Genomic DNA, 23,593 nt, shown 5'->3' on the forward strand with positions numbered 1-23,593 from the left:
GGGTATGTTGCTACCGACCGGGTCGACGCTGCCGCCGCTCCCCTATCTGGTGGGGCTGGCGGCCGCGTTGCTGGTGGTGAGTGCCTGGTTGTACCGCCGGGACGTGGCACTGCAGACCCGCACCGTGCTGGCGCTCGCGCCGTGGATGGTACTGGGGTCGGCCCTGTACGTCTGCTATCAGATCGGAGCCGCCCCGGCCGCGCTCGCGCCGCTTTGCAGTTCGCCCACGGTCTATGCCTCGACGGCGGTGCTCGCCGGCCTGGTCTGGGCGCTCGCGAGTCGGTTCGAGGCCACCGACCGCTGGCTGGCCGGCACCGGTGTGGTCCTCTCGCTTTTCCCCATCGGCGTTGCCATCGCCGTCGCGCTGGACGCTGAGTCGTTCAGCCCCGGGTGGTCGATCCTCGGCGCGGTGCTCGCCGGCCTGCTGGCGCTTCTCATCTGGTATGTGCTGGGTCAGTACCAGCCGGAAACGACAGCCATTCTCGGCCCAGCCGGTGGGGTGGCAGTCTTCGCGCACGTCCTGGACGGCATTTCCACGACGATCGGAATCGACGTGTTACAGTTCGGCGAGCAGACCCCCCTCTCGGCGGCGCTCATCGAACTCGGGGCCGCGCTCCCGACCGCGCCCTACATCGGCACTGGCTGGGTGTTCGCCCTGGTGAAGATCGCGCTGGGCGTGGCCGTCGTCTGGTTCATTGCCGATCTGGTCCGGGACGACCCGCCGCTGGGGAACGGGCTACTCCTGGTGATTACGGCCGTGGGACTGGGGCCCGCAACACACAACCTCATTCTCTTCGCCGTCGCCGGGCCCGCCGGGGTTTAACACCCAGCGGGGCCCAGTGACAGCTATGGGTCGGATCATCGCCGCCGGGCACCTCAACTGGGATGTCACCCTGCGAGTGACGGCCCTCCCGGACCCTGATGGAGAGGCCCAGATCACCGAGCAGCACCGGGCCGGGGGCGGCAGCGCGGCCAACGTCGCCAGCGCGCTCGCCGGCTTCGGCCTGGCGGCCGGCCTGATCGGGAGTGTTGGCACCGACCAACACGGCCGGATGGCGACCCGCGAACTCAGAACCCAGGGGGTAGACACCGACAGCGTCGTCACTGTCGAGGGCGAGACGACGGTCAAGTACATCGTCGTGGACGAGGCCGGCGAGGTCATGGTCCTGGCAAACGACGGCGTAAACGAGGCCATCGGACCCGAGGCCGTCGAGCCGGCGATGGTCGAGGGGGCCGATCACGTCCATCTCACCGGCCAGCGACCGGATACAGCGGCGGCGCTCATCGAAGTCGCGAACGCGGCCGGGCTCACGGTAAGCTTCGATCCCGGCCGGCGGATCGAGCAACGGGCCTTCGAGCCACTCCTGGACCAGGTGGACGTCCTCCTCCTCAACGAGCGGGAGGCAACCGCCGTGTTTCCCGCCGCGTCCGGGCCCCCGATCGAGCGGGCGGCCAGCCCCGACCGGGTCATCGTCGTCAAGCGTGGCGCGGACGGCGCGAGTGTGTACACGGGAGACGAGACCCACCATCACCCGGGGTTCGCCGTCGAGGCCGTGGACACCACCGGAGCGGGGGACGCCTTCGCGGCGGGATTCCTGGCGGCCACGGTCGGCGGGGAGTCCTTCGGGCGGCCAGGAAGCGGCGCCGAACCCGATTACGAGCGGGCGCTCGCGGTCGCGAACGGAAGCGGCGCGCTCACGGTTCAGGCGGCGGGGGCCCGGTCGGCACCCAGTCGGGTTGCACTCGCGGCCTTCCTCGCCGAACGGACCGTCTAACTCACACCAGCGGGCTTTTCGACCCGCCGCGGTATGGAACGGTATGGGCAACCAGCCACACATCCAGGTCGCTGCCGGGGAGGTAAACGAGATCGCGCTGCTCCCGGGTGATCCGGGCCGCGTCGATCGCATCGCCGCCCAGTGTACCGACGCGACGACCGTGGCCCAAAATCGGGAGTACAAGGTCGTCAACGCCACCTACGAGGGCGTCGACCTGACCATCGTCTCGACCGGAATCGGCTCGCCCTCCGCGGCCATCGCCGTCGAGGAACTCGAACGCGTGGGCGTCGAGACGGTGATCCGGGTCGGCACCACCGGGGCCCTCCAGGCCGACATGGAGATCGGCGACATGGTCGTCGCGACCGGGGCCACCAAGGACGAAGGGACCTCGAAGCGCTACGAGAGCGTGGCGAACCCCGCCGTCCCGGATTATGACGTGGTCTCGGCGCTGGTCGAGGCCGCCGAGGCAAACGACGAGGCCGTCCACGTCGGCCCGATCGCGACCGACGACGCCTTTTACGCCGAAACCGACGCCGTCGTCGCCGACTGGGAGGCCGCCGGCCTCCTGGCCGTCGAGATGGAGGCCGCGGCGATCTTCACGCTCGCCCGGCGCAAGGGGATGGACGCCGGCGCGATCTGTACCGTCGACGGCAATCTCGTCTCCGGGAGCCAGAAGGGCGAGGGCGAGGAAGAACTCCCGCCAAAAGCAAAGGACAACGTCGAGCGAGCCATCGGTCTGGCACTGTCCGCGGCGACGTCCCTGGCCGACTGAAAGGCTCTTTGCCGGCCGGCCCGAACGCCGGATATGGAGTGGAAGCTCTTTGCCGACCTCGCCGAGACGGCCGGCGAGAAGCGGGTCGCCGTCGATCCGGCCCCCGAACCGACCGTCGAGGACGCCCTGGAGGCGCTCTTCGAGTCCCATCCGGCGCTCCGGGACCGCGTGCTGGCCGACGGCGAGGTGGCCGATCACGTCAACCTGTTGCTGAACGGCGAGTCCGTGACCGACCGCGAGTCGGGACTGGGGACCCAGGTCGAGTCGGGGGACGAACTCGCGCTGTTCCCGCCGGTCAGCGGCGGGTAGGTCGCCCGGTCAGATCGACCCGAACCACGAAATCGGGATTATCGGCCAGTTCGATCCGGTGCGCCGCGGCGTCCCCGACCACGCGAGGCGTCTCGGGGAGCAATACACGAACCCGGTCAGCACCGACCATCGCTGCATCACGCGAGATCGCAGCCAGGAGATCCCCAGCCGCAGGCAGGTCCTCCCAGGCCGCGAGGCCGTACTCCGCCCAGGTCGCTGATTGATCACCCGCCTCACGCTCGATGACACGGGCCCGGTAGGTCGCGGCGACGACCCCGTCCCGGTCGATCGAAAGCACCGATTCGGTCTCCCCAGCCCACTGAAAGTCGCCCAGGGTCACCTCCGAGAGCGCCCACGGGACCTCGCTGTCCAGCCCCAGGCCATCAAGCGTGTCCCGCTCCCGGGCGTGTTGCCAATAGGTCCAGGCCGCCTTCGGGTCCCGACGCACCGTCCCATCGACCTCGGCCTCGGGGTCGGGTTCCGGGTGGCCCCACCGGAACTCTACGCCCGAATCGAAGCCCGCGGCCCGGGTGAGCCCCAGGCCCATCACGTTCCAGGAGAACACCATCGCCCGCCCGACGGTCGCACCGGCCTCACGCGCCCACTCGAAAGCCCGGTCGGTCAGGGCCTCGCCGACGCCGGAGCCACGATGGGCCGGATCGACGCGCAGCCCCTGAAACCAGGCCTCGTGACCGGAGAGCAGGACCGCGCGAATCAGGCCGATCGGCGTGCCATCCGCTTCGGCGACGAAGGTCTGCTGGTCCGGCCCCGTCTGGGTGGCCCACTTCGGGAAAATGTGGTTGATGTAATCCCCGCCCTCGTACTGCTCCCAGGTGTCCTGGGTGAACGCCGCGATGGCGTCCTGGTCCGTCTCGCGGGCGGGGCGAATCCTCATGTCCAGGGGACCGATCGGTCGGTCAGTTCGCCCGCAAGCGAGGTCTGCATCGCACTTTCCACGTCGGCCCGGTTCGCGAGGACCCACATGAGCTTCACGAGGGCCGTTCCCGGGAGCATGTCCTCGCCCTCGATGACCCCCGCCTCCAGGAGGTCCCGACCGGTGTCGTACACCCGGTCACAGACCCGGCCTTCGAGACACTGACTGGTCATGACGACGGTCGTCCCCCGGTCGGTCAGTTCCTCGATCTGCTCGATCATGTCGGTGTGGACGTGGCCCAGCCCGGTACCCTCGATCACCACGCCCTCCTTCTCGCGGACCATGGACAGGCAGGTCTGATCCATTCCCGGGGTGAACTTCACGAGTTCGACCTCGGTCTCCAGCCCGCTTGTGACCGAGAGGTCCTGTTCGCCACGCTCGCGATACGCGCCGTCGAAGGTCACCGCGCCGGTCTCGTAGTCCACGTGTCCCAGTGGCTCGCCACCCACCGTCTCGAAGGCGTTCCGCCGGGAGGTGTGATTCTTCCGGGCGCGGGTCCCCCGATGCAGCGCGACCCGGTCGTCCGACTCGGTGGCGTGCATCGCGATCATGACCTCCGCGGCGTCTGCCTTGGCCGCCCGAACCGCCCCGACGACGTTGACCACGTTGTCAGAGGAGGGCCGGTCGGCCGAGCGCTGGCTCCCCGTGAAGACGATCGGCACGGGACTGTCGAGCATGAAGGAGATCGCGCTGGCCGTGTACTGCATGGTGTCCGTGCCGTGCATCACGACGATGCCGTCGGCCCCGGCCTCGATTTCGGCCTCGATTACGGCCGCCAGGTCCTGCCAGACCGCCGGCGTCATGTTCTCCGAGAGGATGTTGCGCACGACCCGGCCGCGGTAGTTCGCCATGCCCGCCAGTTCGGGGACGGCCCGGAGCACGTCCTCGGCGTCGAACTGCGCGGTGACCGCCCCGGTCCGATAGTCGACCGTCGAGGCGATGGTCCCGCCGGTGGTCAAAAGCGAGATTGTCGGCAAGTCGTCGTCGAACTCGACAGTGGAGGTCTCCTCGGTATCCGACTCGGCGACATCATAGACGTCTGCTTCGAGGACCTCGACTGTGGCTGCCGCCCGATCCACACCGACGTTGTACCCGCTTTCGAGCTTGACGACGAGATGTGTCCCCGTCGAGGAGGGCATCACGATACCCTCGTGTTCCTGTCCGGCCCGCTCGACGCGGACGCGATCCCCTGGGTTCATGAACGGGCGTAATCGGGCTCGACTCTTGAAAGCACCTACTCCCGGTCGCGGCGGATCCGCCACTTCCGACCCACCTGCTCGACGACGCCCTCCCCTACGAGCCGTGAAAGTACCGTCTCGACCAGTTGTTCGGGGATCTCGACCTCACGGGCCAGGGCGGCCGTGGAACGGGTCCCCCCGGCCAGCGCGCCGAGGACTTCCGCGTTCAGATGGCCACCGTTCTCCCCGTCGATCGTCCGGGAGAGTTCGGCCTGCACCTCCGTGAGTCGGCCCTGAACCCACCGCTGGGCCATCGAGAGTTCCCGTTCGAGTGCCCGCAGGTCATCCAGGCTCGCGGCCAGATCGCCCACGTCCGTGGCTTCGTCGAACTCGGTCGTAACCTGAAGGTGCGAACACCGGCCCAGGTCCAGATCCGCGCTGGCCGGATACGCGCTTTTGGCCCCGAAATCGTAGGGCGAGACCTGGACCTCAAGGCGGAGGTTCTGGGCGATGTGGAAGTACTTCCGCCGCCGGTCATCGACGTGGCTCTCGACCAGACCGGCCTCGTCCAGGCGGCGCAGATGGTCGATAACTGCTTTCGGACTCACGTCGAGATAATCGCTGATCTCCGTGACGTAACTGGGCTTGCGAGCGAGGAGCCGCAGGATCCGCCGGCGGTTCTCGTTGCCAAGCAGATCGAGGAGCGCCCCGGAGTCCATATACCCGATTTCGGGGATCGGCGGGGAAAAGCATGTCTGTGCCACCCGGCGACGGACTTATGGCCGAGTATGCCAGATTATAACACACATGTTCGCACCGTTCTCGAGCGGGTATTACCTCGGTCGGCTCTACGTGGAGCCGGCACCGGGCACGGAGGCCGTCCTGCACGAAGCCCAGCACGAGAGCGTCAATCGGGAGCTCTACGCCACGGGGGACGGGGTCGAGCGACTCGACCACCCGCTGATCATGAAACTCGAGAACAACCACTTCGCCGTGCATCCGGACCGGACGATTCCGGAAGGGGCCCTCGCCGTGCCCGAGTCCATCCTCGAATCGACGACCGTCGAGCACCCGCCGGAGCTCCGTGAAGTGCTGCTCGCGAAGGCCGACCACGCCAGGCGGTTGGTCGACTTCGGGGCGGTCTGAGAGCCGCGGCGGGTTTGAATTCGAGAGGACGTAAAGCGGCGAGAGACTGCCCGAGCCCCAGGTACTTCCTCGGGCAGCCCCTCATCTCTGTCATGGATACCCCCGAGACACCACCGGAAGAGCGCACCGAAGCCGAGTGGCGCGAGGTCCTGACCGACGCCGAGTACCAGATCCTCCGGGAACAGGGCACCGAACCGAAGTTCAGCGGCGACCTGCTCGATGTCGACGAGCCAGGGGTCTTCCGGTGTGCCGGGTGTGACACCGTGCTCTTCGAGAGCGAGCACAAGTTCGACTCGAACTCCGGATGGCCGAGTTTCTACGACGTGGCCGCCGCGGGCAACATCGAGACAGCGGTTGACACCAGCCACGGCATGGAGCGAATCGAAGTCCGCTGTGGGACCTGTGGCGGGCATCTGGGCCACGTTTTCGATGACGGGCCGGAACCGACCGGGAAACGGTACTGCATCAACTCGGTGGCACTCGAATTCGACCCGGACGAAATCGGCGAGACCGATCCCTGAGAGGCCTCTGACCCGCTTGAGCGAGCGGATTTGGGTTTCCGGTGCCTCGGGAACCGCCGATCGCGTGTCGAAAAGTGGAAACTATTATACCTCTTGCCCATAGACTGGCGAAATACCTGGTATGGCAGGCGCTATACCGGGTATGGGGCGTGGCCTTCCTCTCCCCTCAACCCCTGGCTACCCCCCATTTTCGAGCGAAACGAACCAGCTAGCTACGGCTCCGGCGAACCGCCACGGGCCGCAATCAGATCGCGGAACTCCGTCGCGTCCTCGACTTCCTCGGCTTCGTCCCGCTCGATAATCGCGGTGCCCTCGATCGATTCGGACTCCGCCTCGTCGACGAAGTAGACCGACCGGGTGTGGATGACCTGTCGTAGCGAGCCCATGATCCGGGCGCGTTTGACCGCCGCGTCGGTGAACGCCGAGTGGCCGGTCAGCACCGGGGCCGTGCCATCCCGGTCCTCGCTCACGGCCTTGAACGGGGCGCGAACGGTGGGATGGACGTCGAACCCGACCCGGGTGAGCATCGCGACGATGGGGCGGTCCGCCGGGTCCACGTCCGGGTCCTCCGGGGTGGGTTCCGCATCGCGGATGTCCTCGGCGCCGTCGAGCACGGAGACGGGGCTGGTGAGCTCCTGCTCGAAGAGCTCCTCCAGCTGGGCGGCGACCTCCACGCTCGCGTTCATGCCGTCCTCGTACTTCGAGACCGTCCGTCGAGAGACGCCCAGTTCGGTCGCCAGCCGTCCCAGACTCCAGCCACGCTCCTCGCGCTTGTCCGCCAGAATGTCCCCGTCGATGTTCACGTAGAGCCCGCCCGGGGCAGCGTAGATCAGCGGCGGCACCCCGTGCACGAACAGGTCCATCGCGGTGTCGGGATTGAGCACCGGCACGCCGTGTCTGAAGTAGACAACCCCGGGATCGAGGTCCTCGTCGCGGGTGCGCAGGCCGATGACCATCGGGGTTCCACGGAGGTACGTGCCCAGACGGCGCATCTCCCGACCGGTCGGTCCATCAAAGGCGTCGATGTTCCCCAGGATCTTCACCAGGAGGAGGTCCTCGTCGCGTCTCGCAGCCAGGTCGAAGCTCTTCGGGCGCGTCGAGCACCGGTCGCTCACCGTGAACCCCGCGTCGGATAGCATCGCGGTGATGTTGTCGATGAGCGCCGATCGAGTCATTACGGACAGATAGGGAACTCGTCCCCTAAATGCGTTGCGGGCCCAGCACCGCCGGACGCGGGCGATTTCGGGGGGTGGACCACAAACAAGCAAGTCGCGGATCGCTTAAGCCGATCGACCCCCAAGCGCCGGGCGTGACGGTCCTCGGACTCGACGACACCGACTCCCGCGAACGGGGGATGTGTACGACCTACGTCGCCACGCGGGTCGCCGAGCGGCTTCGCCGGGCCGGGGCCAGGATCGATCGGCTGCGGCTGGTCCGGCTCAACCCGGCGGTCGAGTACAAGACCCGGGGGAACGCCGCGCTGGCCATCCACACCGACGCGGCTCCCGACCTCGCGCTGGCGACGGCCCGCGAGGTCATCGACGGACTCGCGGAACTCGACGACGAGCGCACACACCCGGGGGTCGTCGCCGCCGAGGGACCCATCGAGCAGGCGGTCCAGCAGTTCGGTCGTCGGGCCATCCGCGAGCTGCTCGATCGGGAGACGGCCATCGACCGTATCGAGGCCGCGGGATACAGTCATGCCGGCTGGAAGCAAGCCCGGGGCACGATCGGTGCGCTGGCCGCGATCGGTGTCAGTGCCGCCTTCGAGGACTGGACCTACGAGTACATCGCCTACCGCGAGCCCGAGCGCTGGGGAACCGAGCGGTCGATCGAGATCGACTCGGTCTTCGACGCGGCCGATCAGTTCTACCCGACCGCCTGGGACACCGTCGACCGGGGTGAGGGTGAGCCAGTCTGTGTGCCCAACGCGCCGGGACCGATCCTGTACGGCATCCGCGGGGACGAACCCAACGCGGTCGCCGCCCTCGCAGCCGGGATCGAGAGCGAGCCGGTCCACACACAGACCCTCTTCGAGACGAACCAGGGGACCGACAGCCACCTCCGGGACGCCGCGATCGAGGACATCCAGGACGGCCGGGCCTACCGCGTGACTGGCCGGGTCATCGAGACACCCGAAACGCGGGCCGGCGGTCACGTCTTCACCGCGATCGCGGACGGGTCCGGTCGGCTCTCCATTGTGGCCTTCGAGCCCACGAAGCGGTTTCGGGACCGGGTCCGGGCGCTGCGAGTCGGCGACCGGATCACCGTCGCCGGCGAGGTCACGGACGGAACGCTCAAACTCGAGAAGTTCGCCGTCCGGGACCTCGTCAGGCAGCGGGCGGTAACACCGACCTGTCCGGATTGCGGGCGACGGATGGAGAGTGCCGGCGCGGGCCAGGGCTACCGGTGTCGAGACTGCAACACCAGTACCGACTCGAAGGAACTCGCCCCGATCGAGCGGGACCTCTCGCGGGGCTGGTACGAGGTGCCACCGTGTGCGCGCCGCCACATCGCGAAACCACTCGTCCGAGGTGGGTTCGACGCGCCGACACATCCCGAGCACTAGGGGCACCATATAAAGGCCGTCCGACTTTCGTCTGACTCCCGACCCAACCCGACGATGGCGACGGAGAGAGCGGTCATGACGGCGCGAGGATTCCGCCCTCGAAACGCATTTATGTGATAGTGTAACGTGTACTTACATATCCCCGGGCCACGTATACTATGGTATGTCCCATCACTCCGGCGCGTACGAGGGGGACAGGGAGAGTGGGGACCTCGCCCATCGGATCGAGGACTACTCGCAGGGCGCGGAGTGTACACTCTTCCCCTCGATCTGTGACGAGGACGACCTGCTGACGCGGTGGATCACCGCCGAGGAGGGGGCCTTCGTCGACCTCGCAGAGATGCGATAGCTACGCGCTGGGGTCCGTTTTCAGTCCGCTTCCGGTCAGTGGCACCACGACCTCGGCTGTCGAATCGAGGTCCCGTTCGCGGTACGTTTCGAGCCCAGCGACGGCCACTGCACTCGTCGGTTCCACGTGAAAGCCAGCCCGGTGAAGGGCCTTCCAGGCGGCCCGGGTCTCGGCTTCGCCGACGGCGATCGCGTCCCCGTCAGTCGTCTCGATGGCCCGCTCGATCTCCGCGTTTCGGGCGGGCTCGGCGATCTGGATGCCGTCTGCAAAGTCGTTTCTGGCCCCCGAACCGTCGTTCGCGATCGGGGCGACCCCCGCAGCCTGCACGCCCAGCAATCGGGGGCGCTGGTCGAGCCAGCCAGCCGCGTCCATGGCCTCGAATCCGCGAAACAGACCGAGAAAGAGGGTGCCGTGTCCGATCGGGGCGACGACCGCGTCCGGGGCCGACCCGCCCCGCTGGGCGACGATCTCGAAGGCCGTCGTGGCCGTCCCGGCGAGAAAGGCCGGGTTCCAGGCGTGGCTCGCGTACCAGCCCGCCCCGGACTCGACGGCCGATCTGGCAGCCGCACTGACGGCCGCTCGATCCCCGGGGACTTCCACGACTGTTGCCCCTGTGCCAGCGATGGCTGCCCGCTTTGCGGGTTTCACGCCCTCGGGGACGTAGATCTCGGCGTCGATCCCGGCCCGGGCCGCGTACAGGGCGATGGCCGCCCCCGCGTTCCCCGAGGAGTCCTCGACGATCCGCTCGACGCCCAGGGCGGCCGCCCGCGAGAGTGTCGTCGTCGCGCCGCGATCCTTGAAACTGCCCGAGGGAGAGACATACTCCAGTTTGAAATCCGCGTTCCACTCCGGGGCCTCAACGAGGGGCGTGAACCCCTCGCCGAGACTCACCTCGCGGTCGACGGGGAGGAGTGAGTGAAACGCCCAGAGTCCCTGATCGCGGTCGAACGCCGGCGGCGTCTCCGGCACCGCCGGCGTCGCGTCGATCTCCAGCGGCGCGCCACACGCACAGCGCCAGGGCTCGTCCGGACCAGGCTCGTACTGGCGACCGCAGGCCGGGCACACCAGTCCAGGGACCATTAGCGTTCGATCCCCGTGCCCACCGAGCAGACGTACTCGCCGGTGGCCGCCTGCGGGAGGCGACGGGCCCGCCAGAAGATCCCCGAATTCTCGGCGTGGACCCGGGCCTTCTCGGTCCCGAGTGGGTCGGTCACTGTGAACAGCGGATCACCGGGCTGGACCGGCGCCCCCAGCTCCTGCTGGAGGTGGACCAGGCCCCCAACGGGTGACCCATAGCGGTCGAAGCCGGTCGCGCGATTCTGGTCTTTCGGAGCCGCATCTCCCGGGAGAAAGCCGTAGTACTCGAGGACCCGCCGGACCCCGCGCACCCCGACCTCGATGCTCGACTCGTCCCAGCCGACGGTCCCGCCGAGTTCGGGGTCGATGGTCGGGATACCGGCGTCCGGGGCGGCCCGGGCGAGTTGCCCCTCCGGCCCTTTCTGGTCGAGGACGTGGCCCGCATCGAACACCTGGGCGAGCTCCAGGCAGGCGTCGTGCTGGCGGTGATGTCGACCACACCGCACCCGTGTCTCGTCGATCATCTGGCTCGTCGAGCCCTGATGGAGGTCGACGACCAGGTCCGCGTCGGTCGCGGCCTGGAAGGTGGCGTGGGCGATCCGCTCCGAGGAACTCCCGTCCGGATCTCCGGGATAGGCCCGGTTCAGCTTCGTGTCGTCGATGGGGTTGCGGTGTTCGGCCACCTGGAAGCCATAGACGTTCGCGATGGCGACGACGGTGATCGTCCCCGCGATCTCGGCCGGATCGAGTTGCGGGAGCAAGCGAGTGAGCACCCCGAGCCCGTTGAGTTCGTCGCCGTCGCTGACAGCCTGCAGGTAGAGCGTCTTCCCCGAACTGGCACCGTTGATGACGGCGACGGGGAGCCCGACTTCCGATCCGTCTCGGGCCTCGCCGACGACCAGTCGGCCGGTGTCCATCTCCCCCGGGGCCGCCTGTGCCGTACCCAGCGATTGCATTGGTACGAACGGCGTCCGGGGAGCCCTTGTAGCGTTCGGTCCGATCACGGCGCGGTCGCGAGTGCCGTGAGGTTGGCCGCCCCGCTGCGGGTGCCTTTGGCCAGAAGCACGTCACCCGCGCGGACTGCCGTCTCCGGCCCGGGCTGGACCTCCCACTCGTCGCTGCCGTTCGTCGGTCGTCGCACCGCGATTACCCGCATCCCGGTCTCGGTCTTGACCGCGCGCTCGCCGAGGGTCGTCCCGTCCAGTTTGCTCCCGGCCTCGACCGTTGTGCGGGTGAGGACCTCGTCGGACTCCTCGACAGCCTCCTGGACGACGACGTGGGAGTCGAGCCCGCGAATGACCCCCTCGCTGATCTCCAGGGCGGCGTCGCTGATGACCTCCGTACTCTGGGCGATGTGGACCAGGCCCCGCAGCGACACCGGGTCGGCGGACTGGGCGGCCGCTCGAAGCGTCCAGGCCTCGAAGCGGGACTTCAGCGCGTCGACCTCGGCCTCCAGTTCGATGACCTCCTCGGCCAGCGGCACGCTGTCATAAAGCACGCTGCCGTAGGCCAGGTCGACGGCCAACTCGCTCATGTTCTTCATCAGGACCAGCGAGTTGACCGCCCGATCGAGGTCCGCGTCCTCCACGTCGGGGATGACTGGTGGCGAGTAGGACTCGCCCGCGGCCGTCTCGACGACCTCGATGATCCCCGCTTCCGGCCCGCGAAGCAAGAGCACGTCCCCGGCTTCCAGCCGGGTCTCTCGGGAGGGGTTGAGCACCCAATCGCCACCCCGTCGGATGGCGATCACCCGGACCCCAGTTTCGGTCTCCAGGTTGAGACCACCGAGCGTGTGCCCCGCGTACGGCGAGGATTCGATGACGTTGGTCCGGACCAGGGTCTCGATCGCGACGGGCAGGGAGGCCCGCATGTTCTCCGGGAGGCCGATATCCTCGAGGACCACCTTCGCGATGTCGCCCGCGGCGTCGCTGATCTTCTCCGCGGCCCCCGTAATTCCCAGGACGGGAGCGAGCGACTCGGCGTCTTCGGGGTTCCGGGCCGCGAGCATGAGACTCATGCGAGCGCGGATCTGGAGCACGTCCATCCGCTCTTCGAGTGCCAGGACCTCCTCGGCAATCGCGTCGCTGTGATGCAGGACCGCGGAGTAAGAGAGGTCGATGAGGAGTTCGGCGGTGTCTTTCATCTCCGCGAGGAGGGCTTTCACGCTCGCGGGCTCGTACTCGACGCGGCCGGCCATGCCCAACAGTTCAGGCCAGCGGACAAAAAGGATACGGGACGATCCGCGGCAAAACTTCCATCTCGATTGGACGGACGTTCAAAAATTGAGTCCAATCGACTACAATTCGGACGTTTGTCTGCACCCAAACGAGTCGATCACGAAAGATATACCCCATCCTGTGCCATACCCCGGAAGGTAACGACATCCATGACAACCGAGCTCAAGAAGGGCCTCGAAGGAGTCCTGGTCGCGGAGTCCGCCCTCAGCGACATCGATGGCGACGCAGGGGAACTCTACTACCGGGGCTATCCGATCGAAGCGCTGGCCGAGGAGGCGACATACGAGGAAGTACTCTACCTCCTCTGGAACGAAGACCTGCCGACCGCCGCAGAACTGGCGGATTTCGAAGCCGAAATGCGAGAGGCCCGAGCCGTGAAACCGGGAATCATCGACCTGCTCCAGCTGTTGGCCGACTCCGGCGAGCGGCCCATCTCGGCGCTGCGCTCCTCGGTCTCCATGCTCTCGGCCGAGGACCCCGCCACCGGTAGTGACCCGACCGACCTGGAGGCGGCCCGGCACATGGGCCGGCGGATCTCCGCGAAGTTCCCGACCGTGCTCGCGGCCTTCGATCGGCTCCGGCGGGGCAAAGAGCCCGTCGAGCCCCGCGAGGACCTGGGTCTGGCAGCGAACTTCCTCTACATGCTGCATGGCACCGAACCCGACCCGGTCGACGCGGAGATCTTCGACAAGGCACTGACACTGCACGCCGACCACGGACTCAACGCCTCGACATTCACCGCGATGGTCGTCGGTTCCACCCTGGCTGACGTGTACAACAGCGTCACGGCGGCGGTCGCCGCACTCTCGGGTCCACTTCACGGCGGAGCCAACCAAGACGTCATGGAAGCGCTCCTGGAGATCGACGAGGGCCCGTTGACCGCGACGGAGTGGATCAAGGAGCTTTTGGACTCCGGCGAGCGCATCCCGGGCTGGGGTCACCGGGTCTACAACGTACGTGATCCGCGGGCGAAGATCCTCGAATCCGAACTACGGCGGCTCTCGAACCGGACCGAGGACTGCCACTGGCTCGAATACCTGGAGGATCTAGAGACCCATCTCACCGAGGAGGTCGGCCTCCCGGAGAAGGGGGTCGCCCCGAACGTCGATTTCTACTCCGGCGCGATCTACTACCAGCTCGGGATTCCACTGGACATGTTCACGGCCATCTTCGCGATGAGCCGGAGCACCGGGTGGATCGGGCACGTCCTGGAGTACCAGGCGGACAACAAGCTTATTCGGCCCCGTGGGCGCTACATCGGGCCGGACCGCCGCGAGTTCGTCCCGATCGAGGAGCGGTAGTTGGAGCGCGGTATCGCGTGACAGAAGTCAGACAATCGGGATAGAACGCTTTAGACGGCCACATTCCTGCCTGTTTCACTTTCACCACGCATGGGAATGAATTAATACATCCCGGGACAATAATCCAGTTGCGGGTCACACCTCCCCTCCGTTCCCCCTCTTTCATCCTCGTGAGTCCCAACGCTCGGTCCGTCCCATATCCTGACCCATCACAAACCGTTAACAACCCCTGTGGCTTAGGCGGGATATGCTCAGCCTATCCGACATCGAGACGGCCCGGGACCGCGTCGATGACGTGGCCCTGCGGACCAGTCTCGAGTCCCAGCGGACGTTCTCCCGGATGACGGGCGCTGACGTGCGGCTGAAGTTGGAGAACACCCAGCGAACCGGCTCGTTCAAGATCCGCGGTGCGACAAACCGAATTCGGAGCCTCACCGAGGAAGAGCGAGAAGGCGGGGTTATCACTGCGAGCGCGGGCAACCACGCCCAGGGCGTGGCCCTCGCTGCGAAACACACCGGGGTCGACGCGTTGATCGTCATGCCCGAGTTCGCGCCGATCTCGAAGGTCAACGCGACCGAGAGCTACGGCGCGGAGATCGAACTCTACGGCGAGGACTACGCGGACGCCCAGGAGCGGGCCCACGAACTGGCCGAGGACTCCGATCGCACCTACGTGCACGCGTACGACGATCAGGCCGTCCAGGCCGGCCAGGGCACGATCGGCCTGGAGATTATCGAGGACTGCCCCGAGGTCGACACCGTCGTCGTTCCGATCGGGGGCGGGGGACTGATCGGCGGCATCGCGACCGCGATCAAGGCTCGAAAGCCCGATACCCGGGTCATCGGCGTGCAGGCCGAGGGGGCCGCGACGGTGGCAAATTCCCTCGACAAGGGCGCGACCGAGGAACTCGACTCCGTGGACACGATCGCGGACGGCATCGCGACGGGGGCCGTGGGCGAGACCACCCTCCCGATCATCGACGAGCGGGTCGACGAGATCGTGACCGTCGACGACAGCGAAACCGCCTCCGCGATGGTGCTACTCCTCGAACGGGTGAAGACCCTGGTCGAGGGAGCCGGCGCGGTGCCGATCGCGGCCCTGCTGGGCGAGAAATTCGACATCGAGGACGACGAGACGATCGTGACCGTGCTCAGCGGCGGGAACATCGACCTGAACCTGCTGACGACGGTCCTCGAACGCGGGCTGGTCGACCGCGGCCGCTTCGTGAAGCTCCGGACAGTCATGAAAGACCGGCCGGGGGCACTCCGGGACTTCCTCAACATCGTGACGAACGCCCAGGCCAACATCTACGAGATCAACCACGATCGGGCCCGCCAGTCCTTCGCGATCGACGCCACTGAGATCGAGATGGACCTGGAGACCCGCGGGCACGAACACGTCGAAGAGATCCTCTCGAAGCTTCGGGACGCCGGGTTCCAGGTCGAAGTGCGGACGTGAAGGATGGCCGGTTTTGCCTGGCTTTAAGGGCCCGCACTGCGAGGAAGGGAATATGAAGCGTGTCATCGAGACAGCAGAAGCGCCGGCGGCAGTCGGTGCGTACAGCCAGGCAACCACCAACGGCGACCTCGTTTTCACCGCCGGACAACTGCCCATGACCGCCGAGGGCGAGCTGCTCGAGGACGAGCCCATCGAGGTCCAGACCCGCCAGGCCCTGGAGAACGTCAAGGCGATCCTCGATGAGGAGGGGCTGACGATGCAGGATGTCCTCAAGGTCACCGTCCTGATGGACGACATCGACGAGTTCGACGCGATGAACTCGACCTATGCGGAGTACTTCCAGGACAATCCCCCGGCCCGCAGCGCCTTCGAGGTCGCCGAGGTACCCAAGGGCGCGAAAATCGAGATCGAAGTCATCGCCGCCCAGTAACTCGACCGGATGGACCCTCGAACCCGCGCGAGTCTGCTCTGGGGGGCGGCCGGGGCGCTCACGTTCCTGGTGCTCGCCCAGACCACGCGGTTGTTCGGCCCGATCGAGCTGGGGATGGGGCTGCCAAAGCTACTCCCGATCGCACTCGCGGTCTTCGCAGTGAGTGCCTGGCTCGGGTACGTGGTCGAAAGACGGCTGGCACAAAACAGACAGGTTTAATTCGGGGACCCGACTAGGGGAGAGCGGGCCGGGATGGCCGAATGGCAAAGCGCACGCCTGGAAAGCGTGTCCCCTTTGGGGTTCTGGGTTCAAATCCCAGTCCCGGCGTTTTCACGGACCCACCACGAATCAGGAGCGACCGGTAACGGCTACGAGACCCGAAAATCGGGGTTCAATGTGTTCGTCACGAGCGGGCCGAAGTCGATTGTGGCGACCCCGATACCGAACCCTTTTATAGAAGGACAAACAATCGCCGCGTGACTATGGCAGAGCGACGAATGCAGGGCCAGCCCATGATCATCATGGGGGACGACGCCCAGCGGATGAAGGACAAGGACGCACAGGAGCACAACATCTCGGCCGCCCGCGCCGTCGCGGACTCGGTACGCACGACACTCGGGCCGAAAGGGATGGACAAGATGCTCGTCTCCTCGATGGGTGACGTTACGGTGACAAACGACGGCGTCACCATCCTGCAGGAGATGGACATCGACGACCCCACCGCCGAGATGATCGTCGAGGTCGCCGAGACCCAGGAGGACGAGGCCGGAGACGGCACCACGACCGCCGTCGCCGTCGCAGGCGAACTCCTCAAGGAGGCCGAGGAGCTGCTCGATCAGGACATCCACGCGACTGCCGTCATCAAGGGCTACAACATGGCCGCCGAGCGGGCCCGCGCCGAGGTCGATGAGGTCGCGATCTCCGTGGACCCCGACGACGAGGATCTCGTGCGCAGCGTCGCCGAGACCTCCATGACCGGCAAGGGCACCGAACTCGACAAGGAGCTTCTCTCGGATCTGCTCTACCGTGCGCTCCAGACCGTCGCCATCGAGGCCGAGGACGGGTCCACCGTCGTCGACCTGAACGACGTCGAGATCGAGACCCAGACCGGGCGACAGATCGGCGAGAGCGAACTACTCTCCGGGGCCGTCGTCGACAAGGACCCCGTCCACGACAACATGCCGACCGAGGTCGAGGACGCGTCGGTCCTGCTTCTCAACGAGGCCATCGAGGTCGAGGAGACCGAGACCGACACGACCGTGTCGGTCGACAACCCCGACCAGCTCCAGCAGTTCCTGGAGAAAGAGGAGGCCCAGCTGCAGGAGAAAGTCGACCAGATCGCCGAGGTCGGTGCCGACGTGGTCTTCTGCCAGAAGGGCATCGACGACATGGCCCAGCACTTCCTCGCGAAGGAGGGCATCCTCGCGGTTCGTCGCACGCGCAAGAGCGACATCGAGTTCCTGCAGGACGTCCTCGGCGCTTCGATCGTGACCGATCTGGATTCGGTCACCGCGGCCGACCTGGGCTCGGGTTCGGTCACCCGGGACGAGACCGACGAGATGTTCTACGTCGAGGGCAGCGGTGACGGCGCCCACGGCGTCACGCTCCTGCTCCGCGGCGCGACCGACCACGTCGTCGACGAGGTCGAGCGCAGCGTCACCGACGCGCTGGACGTCGCCTCCCAGGCGCTGACCGACGGTCGCGTGCTCCCCGGCGGCGGCGCGATCGAAGTCGAACTGGCCGACCGCGTCCGGAACTTCGCGGACGGCGTCGAGGGTCGCGAGGCCCTGGCCGTCGAGGCCTTCGCCGACGCCCTGGAACTCGTCCCGCGCGTGCTGGCGAGCAACGCCGGCCTGGACTCCATCGACACGCTGGTCGAGATGCGAGCCGCCCACGAGGGCGGCGACCAGCGCGCCGGCCTGAACGTCTTCACCGGCGACATCGAGGACACCTTCGAGGCTGGCATCGTCGAGCCCGCACACTCGAAGGAACAGGCCCTGAGCTCCGCCTCCGAGGCCGCCAACCTCGTCCTGAAGATCGACGACATCATCTCCGCCGGCGACCTCTCCACCGAAGGCGAGGAAGACGAAGGCGCCGGTGGCATGGGCGGCGGCATGGGCGGTATGGGCGGTATGGGTGGCATGGGCGGCGCGATGTAAACGCACGTTTTGCTCTGCGGGGCGCCTTCGGCGCCCCTCGGCAAAACCTGTCGCGCAGGAGCGCAGCTCCTGCTGGATCCCAAAAAGCTCCGCTTTTTGAGCACACTAAAATCGCGCCTGCTCCTGTCGCGCGGCCACAGGCCGCGCGGTAGTCCGCAGGCGCGACCGCGTGAACGCGGAGAAACCCGCGCCTCGGGTTCTATCGAACCGCTCGGCGCGGGTATGCTACTGGTGTGGTTTCGAACCCGTGTGATTGCAAGAGCTGAATTTTGCGCTACATTTTCGTTACTATCTGGATTGCTACAATCGGACGGTGATGAATCCAAGGCGCGATTTCAGCAGGTGGTCGTGTTCAATCGTCGGCAGTATACGCGGCTCCACGGTGTTCGATGCGGTGCACTTCCAGTACGTGGTCGTTCCAATTCAGGACACAGCCGAGTCGATACTGTCCGATACGGAGCTTCGAGAACGGGCCACCTGCCAGCGGTTCGAGGTAGTCATCAGGTTCACGCCACTCGGAGTCGACAATGTCGTCCAGCTTCGACACGATACGATCCTGGACGTGTGAATCGAGAGCATCGAATTGATCGAGCGCAGCGGGAGCGAACTTCCAGGTCCAGTCCTTACTGGTCGACATCGTCGTCCATCGCTCCAACGACCTCGTCACGGTTTACCAGTTCCTCATCGCCGAGGCGCAAGCCATGTTCGCTTGCGGCAATCTGCTTCCACCCCTCGCGAGTGAAGGCAGGATGTTTGACTGCATCACGGATGGCGTATCGCAGAAACTCGCTCCGTGAGTTGAATCCCTCCTCTTTCCACGTCCCGTCGATGTCCTCAAGGAAGGCTTTGCTGATTCGGAGATTGACCTGAGTCATCTCCGGCTCGTCGTCGTTTGGAGCTGTTCCAGCACCGGACATGATATACAGATAATATACTCTTGTATAGAGAAAAGCATTTGGGTTCCGTTGACTACCGTAACGGATCTGTCCGATTATCTGATGGTTTTTGCATACCGTGCTGAACACAACGTCTATATTCAGCAAAAGACCGTATCCAATGCCAGATTTTTGCCAAAAGTAGAAGGGCCGGAACGTTTCCTGTGAATGCGAGCGAAATAATCGCGCTGAACAACTGTGCCGGCCCGTCGATCCGCGAGTCAATCCAAGCAAAGCCGATCGCAGCGTACCGCCAGCCTGCTACTCCTCCACGGGAAGTTCGAACTGGTCACACTCGACCGGTGCGGCAAGCACCACGCTCGTGTTGCTCTCCTTGATCGCCGGCTCGACGAGCAGTTCCTTGATGATCTCGTCCATCGAGTCGGTGTCCTCGAACTTGCCGACCGCGATGATGTCGAACTCGCCGGTCACCTCATAGACGGTGATCATCCGGTCGACGGCCTTCAGCCGGTCGGTGATCTCCGGAATCGCCTCGCCCTCGACTTTCAACTGCAGAATTGCGGTCACGTCGTACCCGAGCGTGTCATAATCGACCACCGGGACGAACCCCTTGATCGTCCCCGCCGCCTCCAGACTCTGCAGATGATTCGAGACCGTCGTCACCGAGACACCCAGGGACTCGCCGACGCTCCGCAGGCTGGCCCGACCGTCCGCGAGCAGTTCGTTGATCAGTTCCGCGTCGAGGTTTTCGTAGGTCATGAACCCTGATTGGAACTGAAGCGCCTTATGAGTTTACGTTTGTCCAATAATCCTCCCGAAATCCGCAATTGAGTCAACCGTTAGGGCTATAAAACCTCACGTATTGGACTTGGATGTCGAAACAAATGACAACCGGCGCATCTCACCCCGACGGCGGGCTCACCGAAGCCGAACAGGCGGTACTGGACCGGATCGAACAGGAGAACATTCAGTTCCTGCGGCTGCAGTTCACCGACATTCTGGGCACAGTCAAACACGTCTCGATCCCCGCAAGCCAGGCCGAGAAGGCCCTGACCGAGGGGATCTACTTCGACGGCTCCTCGATCGAGGGCTTTGTCCGCATCCAGGAGTCGGACATGCGCCTGGAGCCGGACCCAGATACCTTCGCGGTCATCCCCTGGCGGGACGAGAAGAGCGGCGAGGCGGCCCGCCTGATCTGTGACGTCATCGACGCCACGACCGGCGAGCCCTTCGTCGGCGACCCGCGGACGGTCCTCAAGCGCGCTATCGCCCGCGCCGAGGACATGGGCTATACGCTCAACGTCGGCCCAGAGCCCGAGTTCTTCGTCTTCGAGAAGGACGAGAACGGCCGCGCGACCACGACGACCCACGACGCGGGCGGGTACTTCGATCTGGGACCGAAGGACCTGGCCTCCGATCTGCGCCGGGAGATCATCTTCAACCTGGAGGAGATGGGCTTCGAGACCGAAGCGAGCCACCACGAAGTCGCCGCCGGGCAACACGAGATCGACTTCAAGTACGATGATGCCCTGACGACCGCGGACAACATCGCGACCTTCAGGTCGGTCGTGCGGGCCACCGCCGAACTCCACGACTACCACGCGACGTTCATGCCAAAGCCCATCGCGAAGGTCAACGGCAGCGGCATGCACACCCACCTCTCGCTTTTCACCGAGGACGGCGAGAACATCTTCCACGACGGCGACGACGAGTTCGGCCTCTCCGAGCGGGCAAAGCACTTCCTCGGAGGCATCCTCGAACACGCCCCGGCGATCACGGCCATCGCCAACCCGACCGTGAACTCGTACAAGCGCCTGGTGCCGGGCTACGAGGCCCCGGTCTACATCGCCTGGAGTGGTGTCAACCGCACCGCGCTGGTCCGCATCCCCGCGGCCCGTCACCCCGCGGCCTCCCGCATCGAACTTCGGTCGCCGGACCCCGCCGCGAACCCCTACCTGGCCATTGCCGTGATGCTCCACGCCGGCCTCGACGGGATGGAAAAGGAAATCGAGGCCCCGGACCCGGTCCGGGAGAACATCTACAAGTTCGACGAGGAGAAACGCGAGGAGTACGGCATCGAGACCCTCCCCGAGAACCTCGGGCAGGCCGTCGACGCGCTGGAGGAAGACGAGGTCGTCCAGGAGGCCCTGGGCGAACACGTCACCGAGAAGTTCATCGAGGCAAAGCGCCAGGAGTTCCAGGAGTACAACCTCGCAGTCTCCGAGTGGGAACTGGACCGGTACCTCGAGAAGTTCTGAGGACCGAAACACTAGCCTGACTCGGGGCCGTACGGGTCCCTAATGGGTGACTCAGCGGAGGAGATAAACGACGACCGTCGCCAGGAGCTCTTGGGACGGATCTCCCGGCAGACGGCCACCATCGGCCAGCGCATACCCGAGACGATCAATATCGACGGCGACCCCTTCGACCTGCGGGACTTCGTTCTGGAGACTAAATCACAGGGCTCGATCCCGCCCGAGCGCCGCGAATCGGTTCGGACGGTCCGAAAGACCCTCACGAAAGAGCGAGAGGCACGTCGAGAGCGCCTGGAGACCGAATCGCTCACCGAACAGGAGGCGACGAACCTCGTCCAGGACATCCTCGGGCTGGACCGGGCGATCACCGCCCTGGGGAACCTCGCCGAGACAGATCTAGCGGCCAGGAGCCACGAGGAGTACGTGGACGGAACCCGCCGCTGGGTCGACTTCGTCGATCAACTCACCGACTAGAAGAGCGCCCAGATCGCAAGCGAGACCGCGACGACGCCGGCAGTTCCAAGGAGGGTCCGCCGCGGGCGCAACTGTGCGGCCCGAAGTCCAGCCGTTGCGACGATCACCCCCACCGCAATCCCCGCGAGTACGTCCAGCAGATAGTGTACCCCGAGCAGCAGCCGGGTCGCGGCGATGATGCCAACGGCGAGGGCGGCCAATAGGTAGGGGCCATAGCCTTCCCACCGGGCCACGCCCACCAGTGCGGTCGCGACCCCAGCCGTCGCCGTCGTGTGCCCACTCGGGAACCCGTAGCCGTCCTCGGGAATGAGCATCAGCGTATCAGGCGGTCGCCCCAGCCCAAAGCCGTATTTCAGCAGGATCGATGCCGAGAGAGCGAGCGCTACGGCCACCAGAAATCGCCGGGCCGTGTCCGGGGCGATCCGACCGCTCCAGACCCCGCCCACCGAGCCACCGATCGAGGCGGCAGCCAGCAGTTTCGGACCGCCGAAGGCGGTGAGCACTACCAGCAGCGGGACGACCGGCTCCGGAACCTGGGCGACCAGCGCCTCGGTTACGCCGAGGTTTCTCATGAGCGGACGTTCCGAAGGACTTCGAGCAATCGTCCGGGAACGCTTGCGGCCTGGATACCCATTCCGAACAGCACCAGTTGCACGTAGAGTCCCAGCGTGGAGAGCCACACGACGATCATCGCGAGGATGGCCCAGCCACCCTGGAGCCAGTAGAAGGCCCCCAAGGTCATCGCCGTCCCGTAGAGCAGAACGAGGTACGGCCCCCAACCCGTGGCCTTGCCCGCTCGCTGACGCTTGCGGACGTAGGCTTTCAGCTCCGATTCGATCGCCGACCGGCTCATCGTCTTCTCGTCGAGATCCGCCCGGAGCCCCTCGACCTCCCGGGCGAGTTCGCCGATATCCGGGGCCGGTTCGGTCCGCTCGCTGTCCGTTGCTGCTGTCGCTCCGTCCCGGTCGCCGGGGGTTCCTCCGACCAACACGATGTTCACTACTGCCCCCACCATGATAATAATCCCGCCGAGATACAGCCAGGAGACAAGCAGGAGTCCAGCCCCCAGAACCCCGTAGAGCTGGAAGTTCCCGGCGTACGTGGCATACACTGAGAACCCAGTCGCCAGCACCGCCCAGCCGACGGCTGCGAGGACGGTCCCCGGAAGTGCCTGGCGAGGGGAGAGATCGACGTCGGGGAACCGGTAGAACATCGGGAAGAAGGCGACCACCAGCACGCCGGGGAGACTGAGCTGACTCAACACGCCGATAAACGGGAGCCACTCGAAGTAGGGGATGAGGACCCCCAGCAATGCCGAGGCGGCGAGCGCGAGGGGAATCGCGAAGAAGACGATCACCGCGTCGAGGAGTCGAGCCAGGAGCGATTTTTCGATGGATACCCCCTCGACCTGGGAGAACGCGATGTCGAGCCCCCGGAAAATCTTGCTGGCCGACCACGCCAGGACCAACAGGCTGGCGATACTGGCCCCGCCGCTCCCACGGCTGTCCGTGAGCGAGCCCTCGATCACATCCACGGCGGCCGGCGAGAGGAACTGGTCGGCCCCGTGAAGGGCCGTTTCGAGGCTGGGTCCGCCGAGCGTCTGGGCGATCGCGAGCCCCAGCAGTGCCAGCGGAATGATCGAGACGAACCCGTAATAGGCGATGGCCGCCGCGAGAAAGGTCGCCTGACTCCGCTGCACCTCCCGAACGACCGCGATCGGGACGGTCCAGAGCACGGATCGATGCATGGCCA

The 23,593-nt window shown here is 66.0% G+C and carries 27 protein-coding genes and 1 tRNA gene; 16 read left to right on the forward strand and 12 right to left on the reverse strand.

The window, feature by feature from the left end:
- Positions 1 to 4: 4 nt before the first annotated feature.
- Genes HSR6_RS09690 through HSR6_RS09705 form a run of 4 tightly spaced genes read left to right on the forward strand, consistent with a single transcriptional unit; the run spans position 5 to position 2,856 of the window.
- Positions 5 to 823 (forward strand): DUF63 family protein, encoded by an 819-nt coding sequence (locus tag HSR6_RS09690; RefSeq protein ID WP_070365684.1) that lies wholly within the window; start codon positions 5 to 7, stop codon positions 821 to 823.
- Positions 824 to 848: 25 nt separating this feature from the next.
- Positions 849 to 1,775: a carbohydrate kinase family protein gene (locus HSR6_RS09695; RefSeq protein WP_071933486.1), complete on the forward strand. Its 927-nt coding sequence runs from the start codon at positions 849 to 851 to the stop codon at positions 1,773 to 1,775.
- 43 nt (positions 1,776 to 1,818) lie between these two features.
- Positions 1,819 to 2,547, forward strand: a complete 729-nt coding sequence (locus tag HSR6_RS09700; RefSeq protein ID WP_070365686.1) for a nucleoside phosphorylase — start codon at positions 1,819 to 1,821, stop codon at positions 2,545 to 2,547.
- Between the two features lie 33 nt (positions 2,548 to 2,580).
- A complete protein-coding gene (locus HSR6_RS09705) occupies positions 2,581 to 2,856 on the forward strand; it encodes a ubiquitin-like small modifier protein 1 (RefSeq protein ID WP_071933487.1) in 276 nt (91 codons plus the stop codon).
- Here HSR6_RS09705 and HSR6_RS09710 read toward each other — a convergent pair.
- The 3 genes from HSR6_RS09710 to HSR6_RS09720 are packed head-to-tail and all read right to left on the reverse strand — an operon-like array spanning position 2,843 to position 5,687.
- Positions 2,843 to 3,751: a GNAT family N-acetyltransferase gene (locus tag HSR6_RS09710; RefSeq protein WP_071933488.1), complete on the reverse strand. Its 909-nt coding sequence runs from the start codon at positions 3,749 to 3,751 to the stop codon at positions 2,843 to 2,845. The two genes, HSR6_RS09705 and HSR6_RS09710, sit on opposite strands and share 14 nt — an antisense overlap.
- Positions 3,748 to 4,989 (reverse strand): Glu-tRNA(Gln) amidotransferase subunit GatD, encoded by a 1,242-nt coding sequence (gene gatD / locus HSR6_RS09715; protein ID WP_070365688.1) that lies wholly within the window; start codon positions 4,987 to 4,989, stop codon positions 3,748 to 3,750. The genes HSR6_RS09710 and gatD overlap by 4 nt, the downstream gene beginning before the upstream one ends.
- 35 nt (positions 4,990 to 5,024) lie before the next feature.
- On the reverse strand, positions 5,025 to 5,687 hold the full coding sequence (locus HSR6_RS09720) for an ArsR family transcriptional regulator (protein WP_070365689.1): 663 nt from the start codon (positions 5,685 to 5,687) through the stop codon (positions 5,025 to 5,027).
- A gap of 88 nt (positions 5,688 to 5,775) precedes the next feature.
- On the opposite strand from HSR6_RS09720, the gene HSR6_RS09725 reads away from it, so the two are divergent.
- Together HSR6_RS09725 and msrB are read left to right on the forward strand one after the other, a co-directional pair.
- The gene (locus HSR6_RS09725; protein WP_071933489.1) at positions 5,776 to 6,114 is read left to right on the forward strand and encodes a DUF5802 family protein; all 339 of its coding nucleotides are present in this window, start codon (positions 5,776 to 5,778) and stop codon (positions 6,112 to 6,114) included.
- A gap of 92 nt (positions 6,115 to 6,206) precedes the next feature.
- Complete coding sequence (gene msrB, locus HSR6_RS09730) at positions 6,207 to 6,635, forward strand: peptide-methionine (R)-S-oxide reductase MsrB (RefSeq protein WP_071933490.1); 429 nt, start codon at positions 6,207 to 6,209, stop codon at positions 6,633 to 6,635.
- A gap of 212 nt (positions 6,636 to 6,847) precedes the next feature.
- Here the strand turns inward: msrB and HSR6_RS09735 are convergent, their stop codons facing one another.
- Complete coding sequence (locus HSR6_RS09735; protein ID WP_070365692.1) at positions 6,848 to 7,810, reverse strand: transcriptional regulator; 963 nt, start codon at positions 7,808 to 7,810, stop codon at positions 6,848 to 6,850.
- A gap of 134 nt (positions 7,811 to 7,944) precedes the next feature.
- Between HSR6_RS09735 and HSR6_RS09740 the strand changes: the two genes are divergently transcribed.
- Together HSR6_RS09740 and HSR6_RS09745 are read left to right on the forward strand one after the other, a co-directional pair.
- Entirely contained in the window at positions 7,945 to 9,204 is a 1,260-nt protein-coding gene (locus tag HSR6_RS09740; protein ID WP_071933491.1) for a tRNA(Ile)(2)-agmatinylcytidine synthase, read from the forward strand.
- Between the two features lie 163 nt (positions 9,205 to 9,367).
- Positions 9,368 to 9,553, forward strand: coding sequence for a DUF7511 domain-containing protein (locus HSR6_RS09745; RefSeq protein WP_070365694.1), 186 nt, complete (start codon positions 9,368 to 9,370; stop codon positions 9,551 to 9,553).
- Here the strand turns inward: HSR6_RS09745 and HSR6_RS09750 are convergent, their stop codons facing one another.
- Genes HSR6_RS09750 through HSR6_RS09760 form a run of 3 tightly spaced genes read right to left on the reverse strand, consistent with a single transcriptional unit; the run spans position 9,554 to position 12,827 of the window.
- Positions 9,554 to 10,633: a pyridoxal-phosphate dependent enzyme gene (locus HSR6_RS09750; RefSeq protein ID WP_071933492.1), complete on the reverse strand. Its 1,080-nt coding sequence runs from the start codon at positions 10,631 to 10,633 to the stop codon at positions 9,554 to 9,556. It lies immediately after the preceding gene.
- The gene (locus tag HSR6_RS09755; RefSeq protein ID WP_071933493.1) at positions 10,633 to 11,586 is read right to left on the reverse strand and encodes a succinylglutamate desuccinylase/aspartoacylase family protein; all 954 of its coding nucleotides are present in this window, start codon (positions 11,584 to 11,586) and stop codon (positions 10,633 to 10,635) included. Before HSR6_RS09755 ends, HSR6_RS09750 begins: the two co-directional genes overlap by 1 nt.
- A 44-nt stretch (positions 11,587 to 11,630) precedes the next feature.
- Complete coding sequence (locus tag HSR6_RS09760; RefSeq protein ID WP_071933494.1) at positions 11,631 to 12,827, reverse strand: potassium channel family protein; 1,197 nt, start codon at positions 12,825 to 12,827, stop codon at positions 11,631 to 11,633.
- A 189-nt stretch (positions 12,828 to 13,016) separates the two neighbouring features.
- Between HSR6_RS09760 and citZ the strand changes: the two genes are divergently transcribed.
- The 6 genes from citZ (at position 13,017) to thsB (ending at position 18,216) form a co-directional block, all read left to right on the forward strand.
- Positions 13,017 to 14,168, forward strand: a complete 1,152-nt coding sequence (citZ, locus tag HSR6_RS09765) for a citrate synthase (RefSeq protein WP_071933495.1) — start codon at positions 13,017 to 13,019, stop codon at positions 14,166 to 14,168.
- 247 nt (positions 14,169 to 14,415) lie between these two features.
- Entirely contained in the window at positions 14,416 to 15,627 is a 1,212-nt protein-coding gene (gene ilvA / locus HSR6_RS09770) for a threonine ammonia-lyase (protein WP_070365699.1), read from the forward strand.
- Positions 15,628 to 15,679: 52 nt separating this feature from the next.
- Positions 15,680 to 16,057, forward strand: coding sequence for a Rid family detoxifying hydrolase (locus HSR6_RS09775; RefSeq protein ID WP_071933496.1), 378 nt, complete (start codon positions 15,680 to 15,682; stop codon positions 16,055 to 16,057).
- A 9-nt stretch (positions 16,058 to 16,066) separates the two neighbouring features.
- Positions 16,067 to 16,276, forward strand: coding sequence for a hypothetical protein (locus tag HSR6_RS09780; RefSeq protein WP_070365701.1), 210 nt, complete (start codon positions 16,067 to 16,069; stop codon positions 16,274 to 16,276).
- A gap of 27 nt (positions 16,277 to 16,303) precedes the next feature.
- Positions 16,304 to 16,384, forward strand: a tRNA-Ser gene (locus HSR6_RS09785).
- A 155-nt stretch (positions 16,385 to 16,539) separates the two neighbouring features.
- Positions 16,540 to 18,216 carry a thermosome subunit beta gene (gene thsB, locus HSR6_RS09790; protein ID WP_071933497.1) on the forward strand — a complete coding sequence of 559 codons (1,677 nt, stop codon included), beginning with the start codon at positions 16,540 to 16,542 and terminating at the stop codon, positions 18,214 to 18,216.
- Positions 18,217 to 18,568: 352 nt separating this feature from the next.
- Here the strand turns inward: thsB and HSR6_RS09795 are convergent, their stop codons facing one another.
- From HSR6_RS09795 to lrp, 3 genes are all read right to left on the reverse strand, one after another.
- The gene (locus HSR6_RS09795) at positions 18,569 to 18,853 is read right to left on the reverse strand and encodes a type II toxin-antitoxin system RelE family toxin (protein WP_070365503.1); all 285 of its coding nucleotides are present in this window, start codon (positions 18,851 to 18,853) and stop codon (positions 18,569 to 18,571) included.
- On the reverse strand, positions 18,840 to 19,133 hold the full coding sequence (locus HSR6_RS09800; RefSeq protein WP_070365504.1) for a ribbon-helix-helix domain-containing protein: 294 nt from the start codon (positions 19,131 to 19,133) through the stop codon (positions 18,840 to 18,842). The genes HSR6_RS09795 and HSR6_RS09800 overlap by 14 nt, the downstream gene beginning before the upstream one ends.
- 279 nt (positions 19,134 to 19,412) lie before the next feature.
- Complete coding sequence (gene lrp / locus HSR6_RS09805; RefSeq protein ID WP_070365703.1) at positions 19,413 to 19,871, reverse strand: HTH-type transcriptional regulator Lrp; 459 nt, start codon at positions 19,869 to 19,871, stop codon at positions 19,413 to 19,415.
- Positions 19,872 to 19,996: 125 nt separating this feature from the next.
- Between lrp and glnA the strand changes: the two genes are divergently transcribed.
- Together glnA and HSR6_RS09815 are read left to right on the forward strand one after the other, a co-directional pair.
- Positions 19,997 to 21,370 (forward strand): type I glutamate--ammonia ligase, encoded by a 1,374-nt coding sequence (gene glnA / locus HSR6_RS09810; RefSeq protein ID WP_071933656.1) that lies wholly within the window; start codon positions 19,997 to 19,999, stop codon positions 21,368 to 21,370.
- Positions 21,371 to 21,412: 42 nt separating this feature from the next.
- Positions 21,413 to 21,841 (forward strand): DUF5788 family protein, encoded by a 429-nt coding sequence (locus tag HSR6_RS09815; RefSeq protein WP_070365704.1) that lies wholly within the window; start codon positions 21,413 to 21,415, stop codon positions 21,839 to 21,841.
- Here the strand turns inward: HSR6_RS09815 and HSR6_RS09820 are convergent.
- Together HSR6_RS09820 and HSR6_RS09825 are read right to left on the reverse strand one after the other, a co-directional pair.
- Complete coding sequence (locus tag HSR6_RS09820) at positions 21,838 to 22,413, reverse strand: phosphatase PAP2 family protein (protein WP_071933498.1); 576 nt, start codon at positions 22,411 to 22,413, stop codon at positions 21,838 to 21,840. The two genes, HSR6_RS09815 and HSR6_RS09820, sit on opposite strands and share 4 nt — an antisense overlap.
- On the reverse strand, positions 22,410 to 23,588 hold the full coding sequence (locus tag HSR6_RS09825) for a YihY/virulence factor BrkB family protein (RefSeq protein ID WP_071933499.1): 1,179 nt from the start codon (positions 23,586 to 23,588) through the stop codon (positions 22,410 to 22,412). Before HSR6_RS09825 ends, HSR6_RS09820 begins: the two co-directional genes overlap by 4 nt.
- Between the last annotated feature and the right edge of the window lie 5 nt (positions 23,589 to 23,593).

It is taken from the genome of Halodesulfurarchaeum formicicum, assembly GCF_001886955.1.
GTDB lineage: Archaea > Halobacteriota > Halobacteria > Halobacteriales > Halobacteriaceae > Halodesulfurarchaeum > Halodesulfurarchaeum formicicum.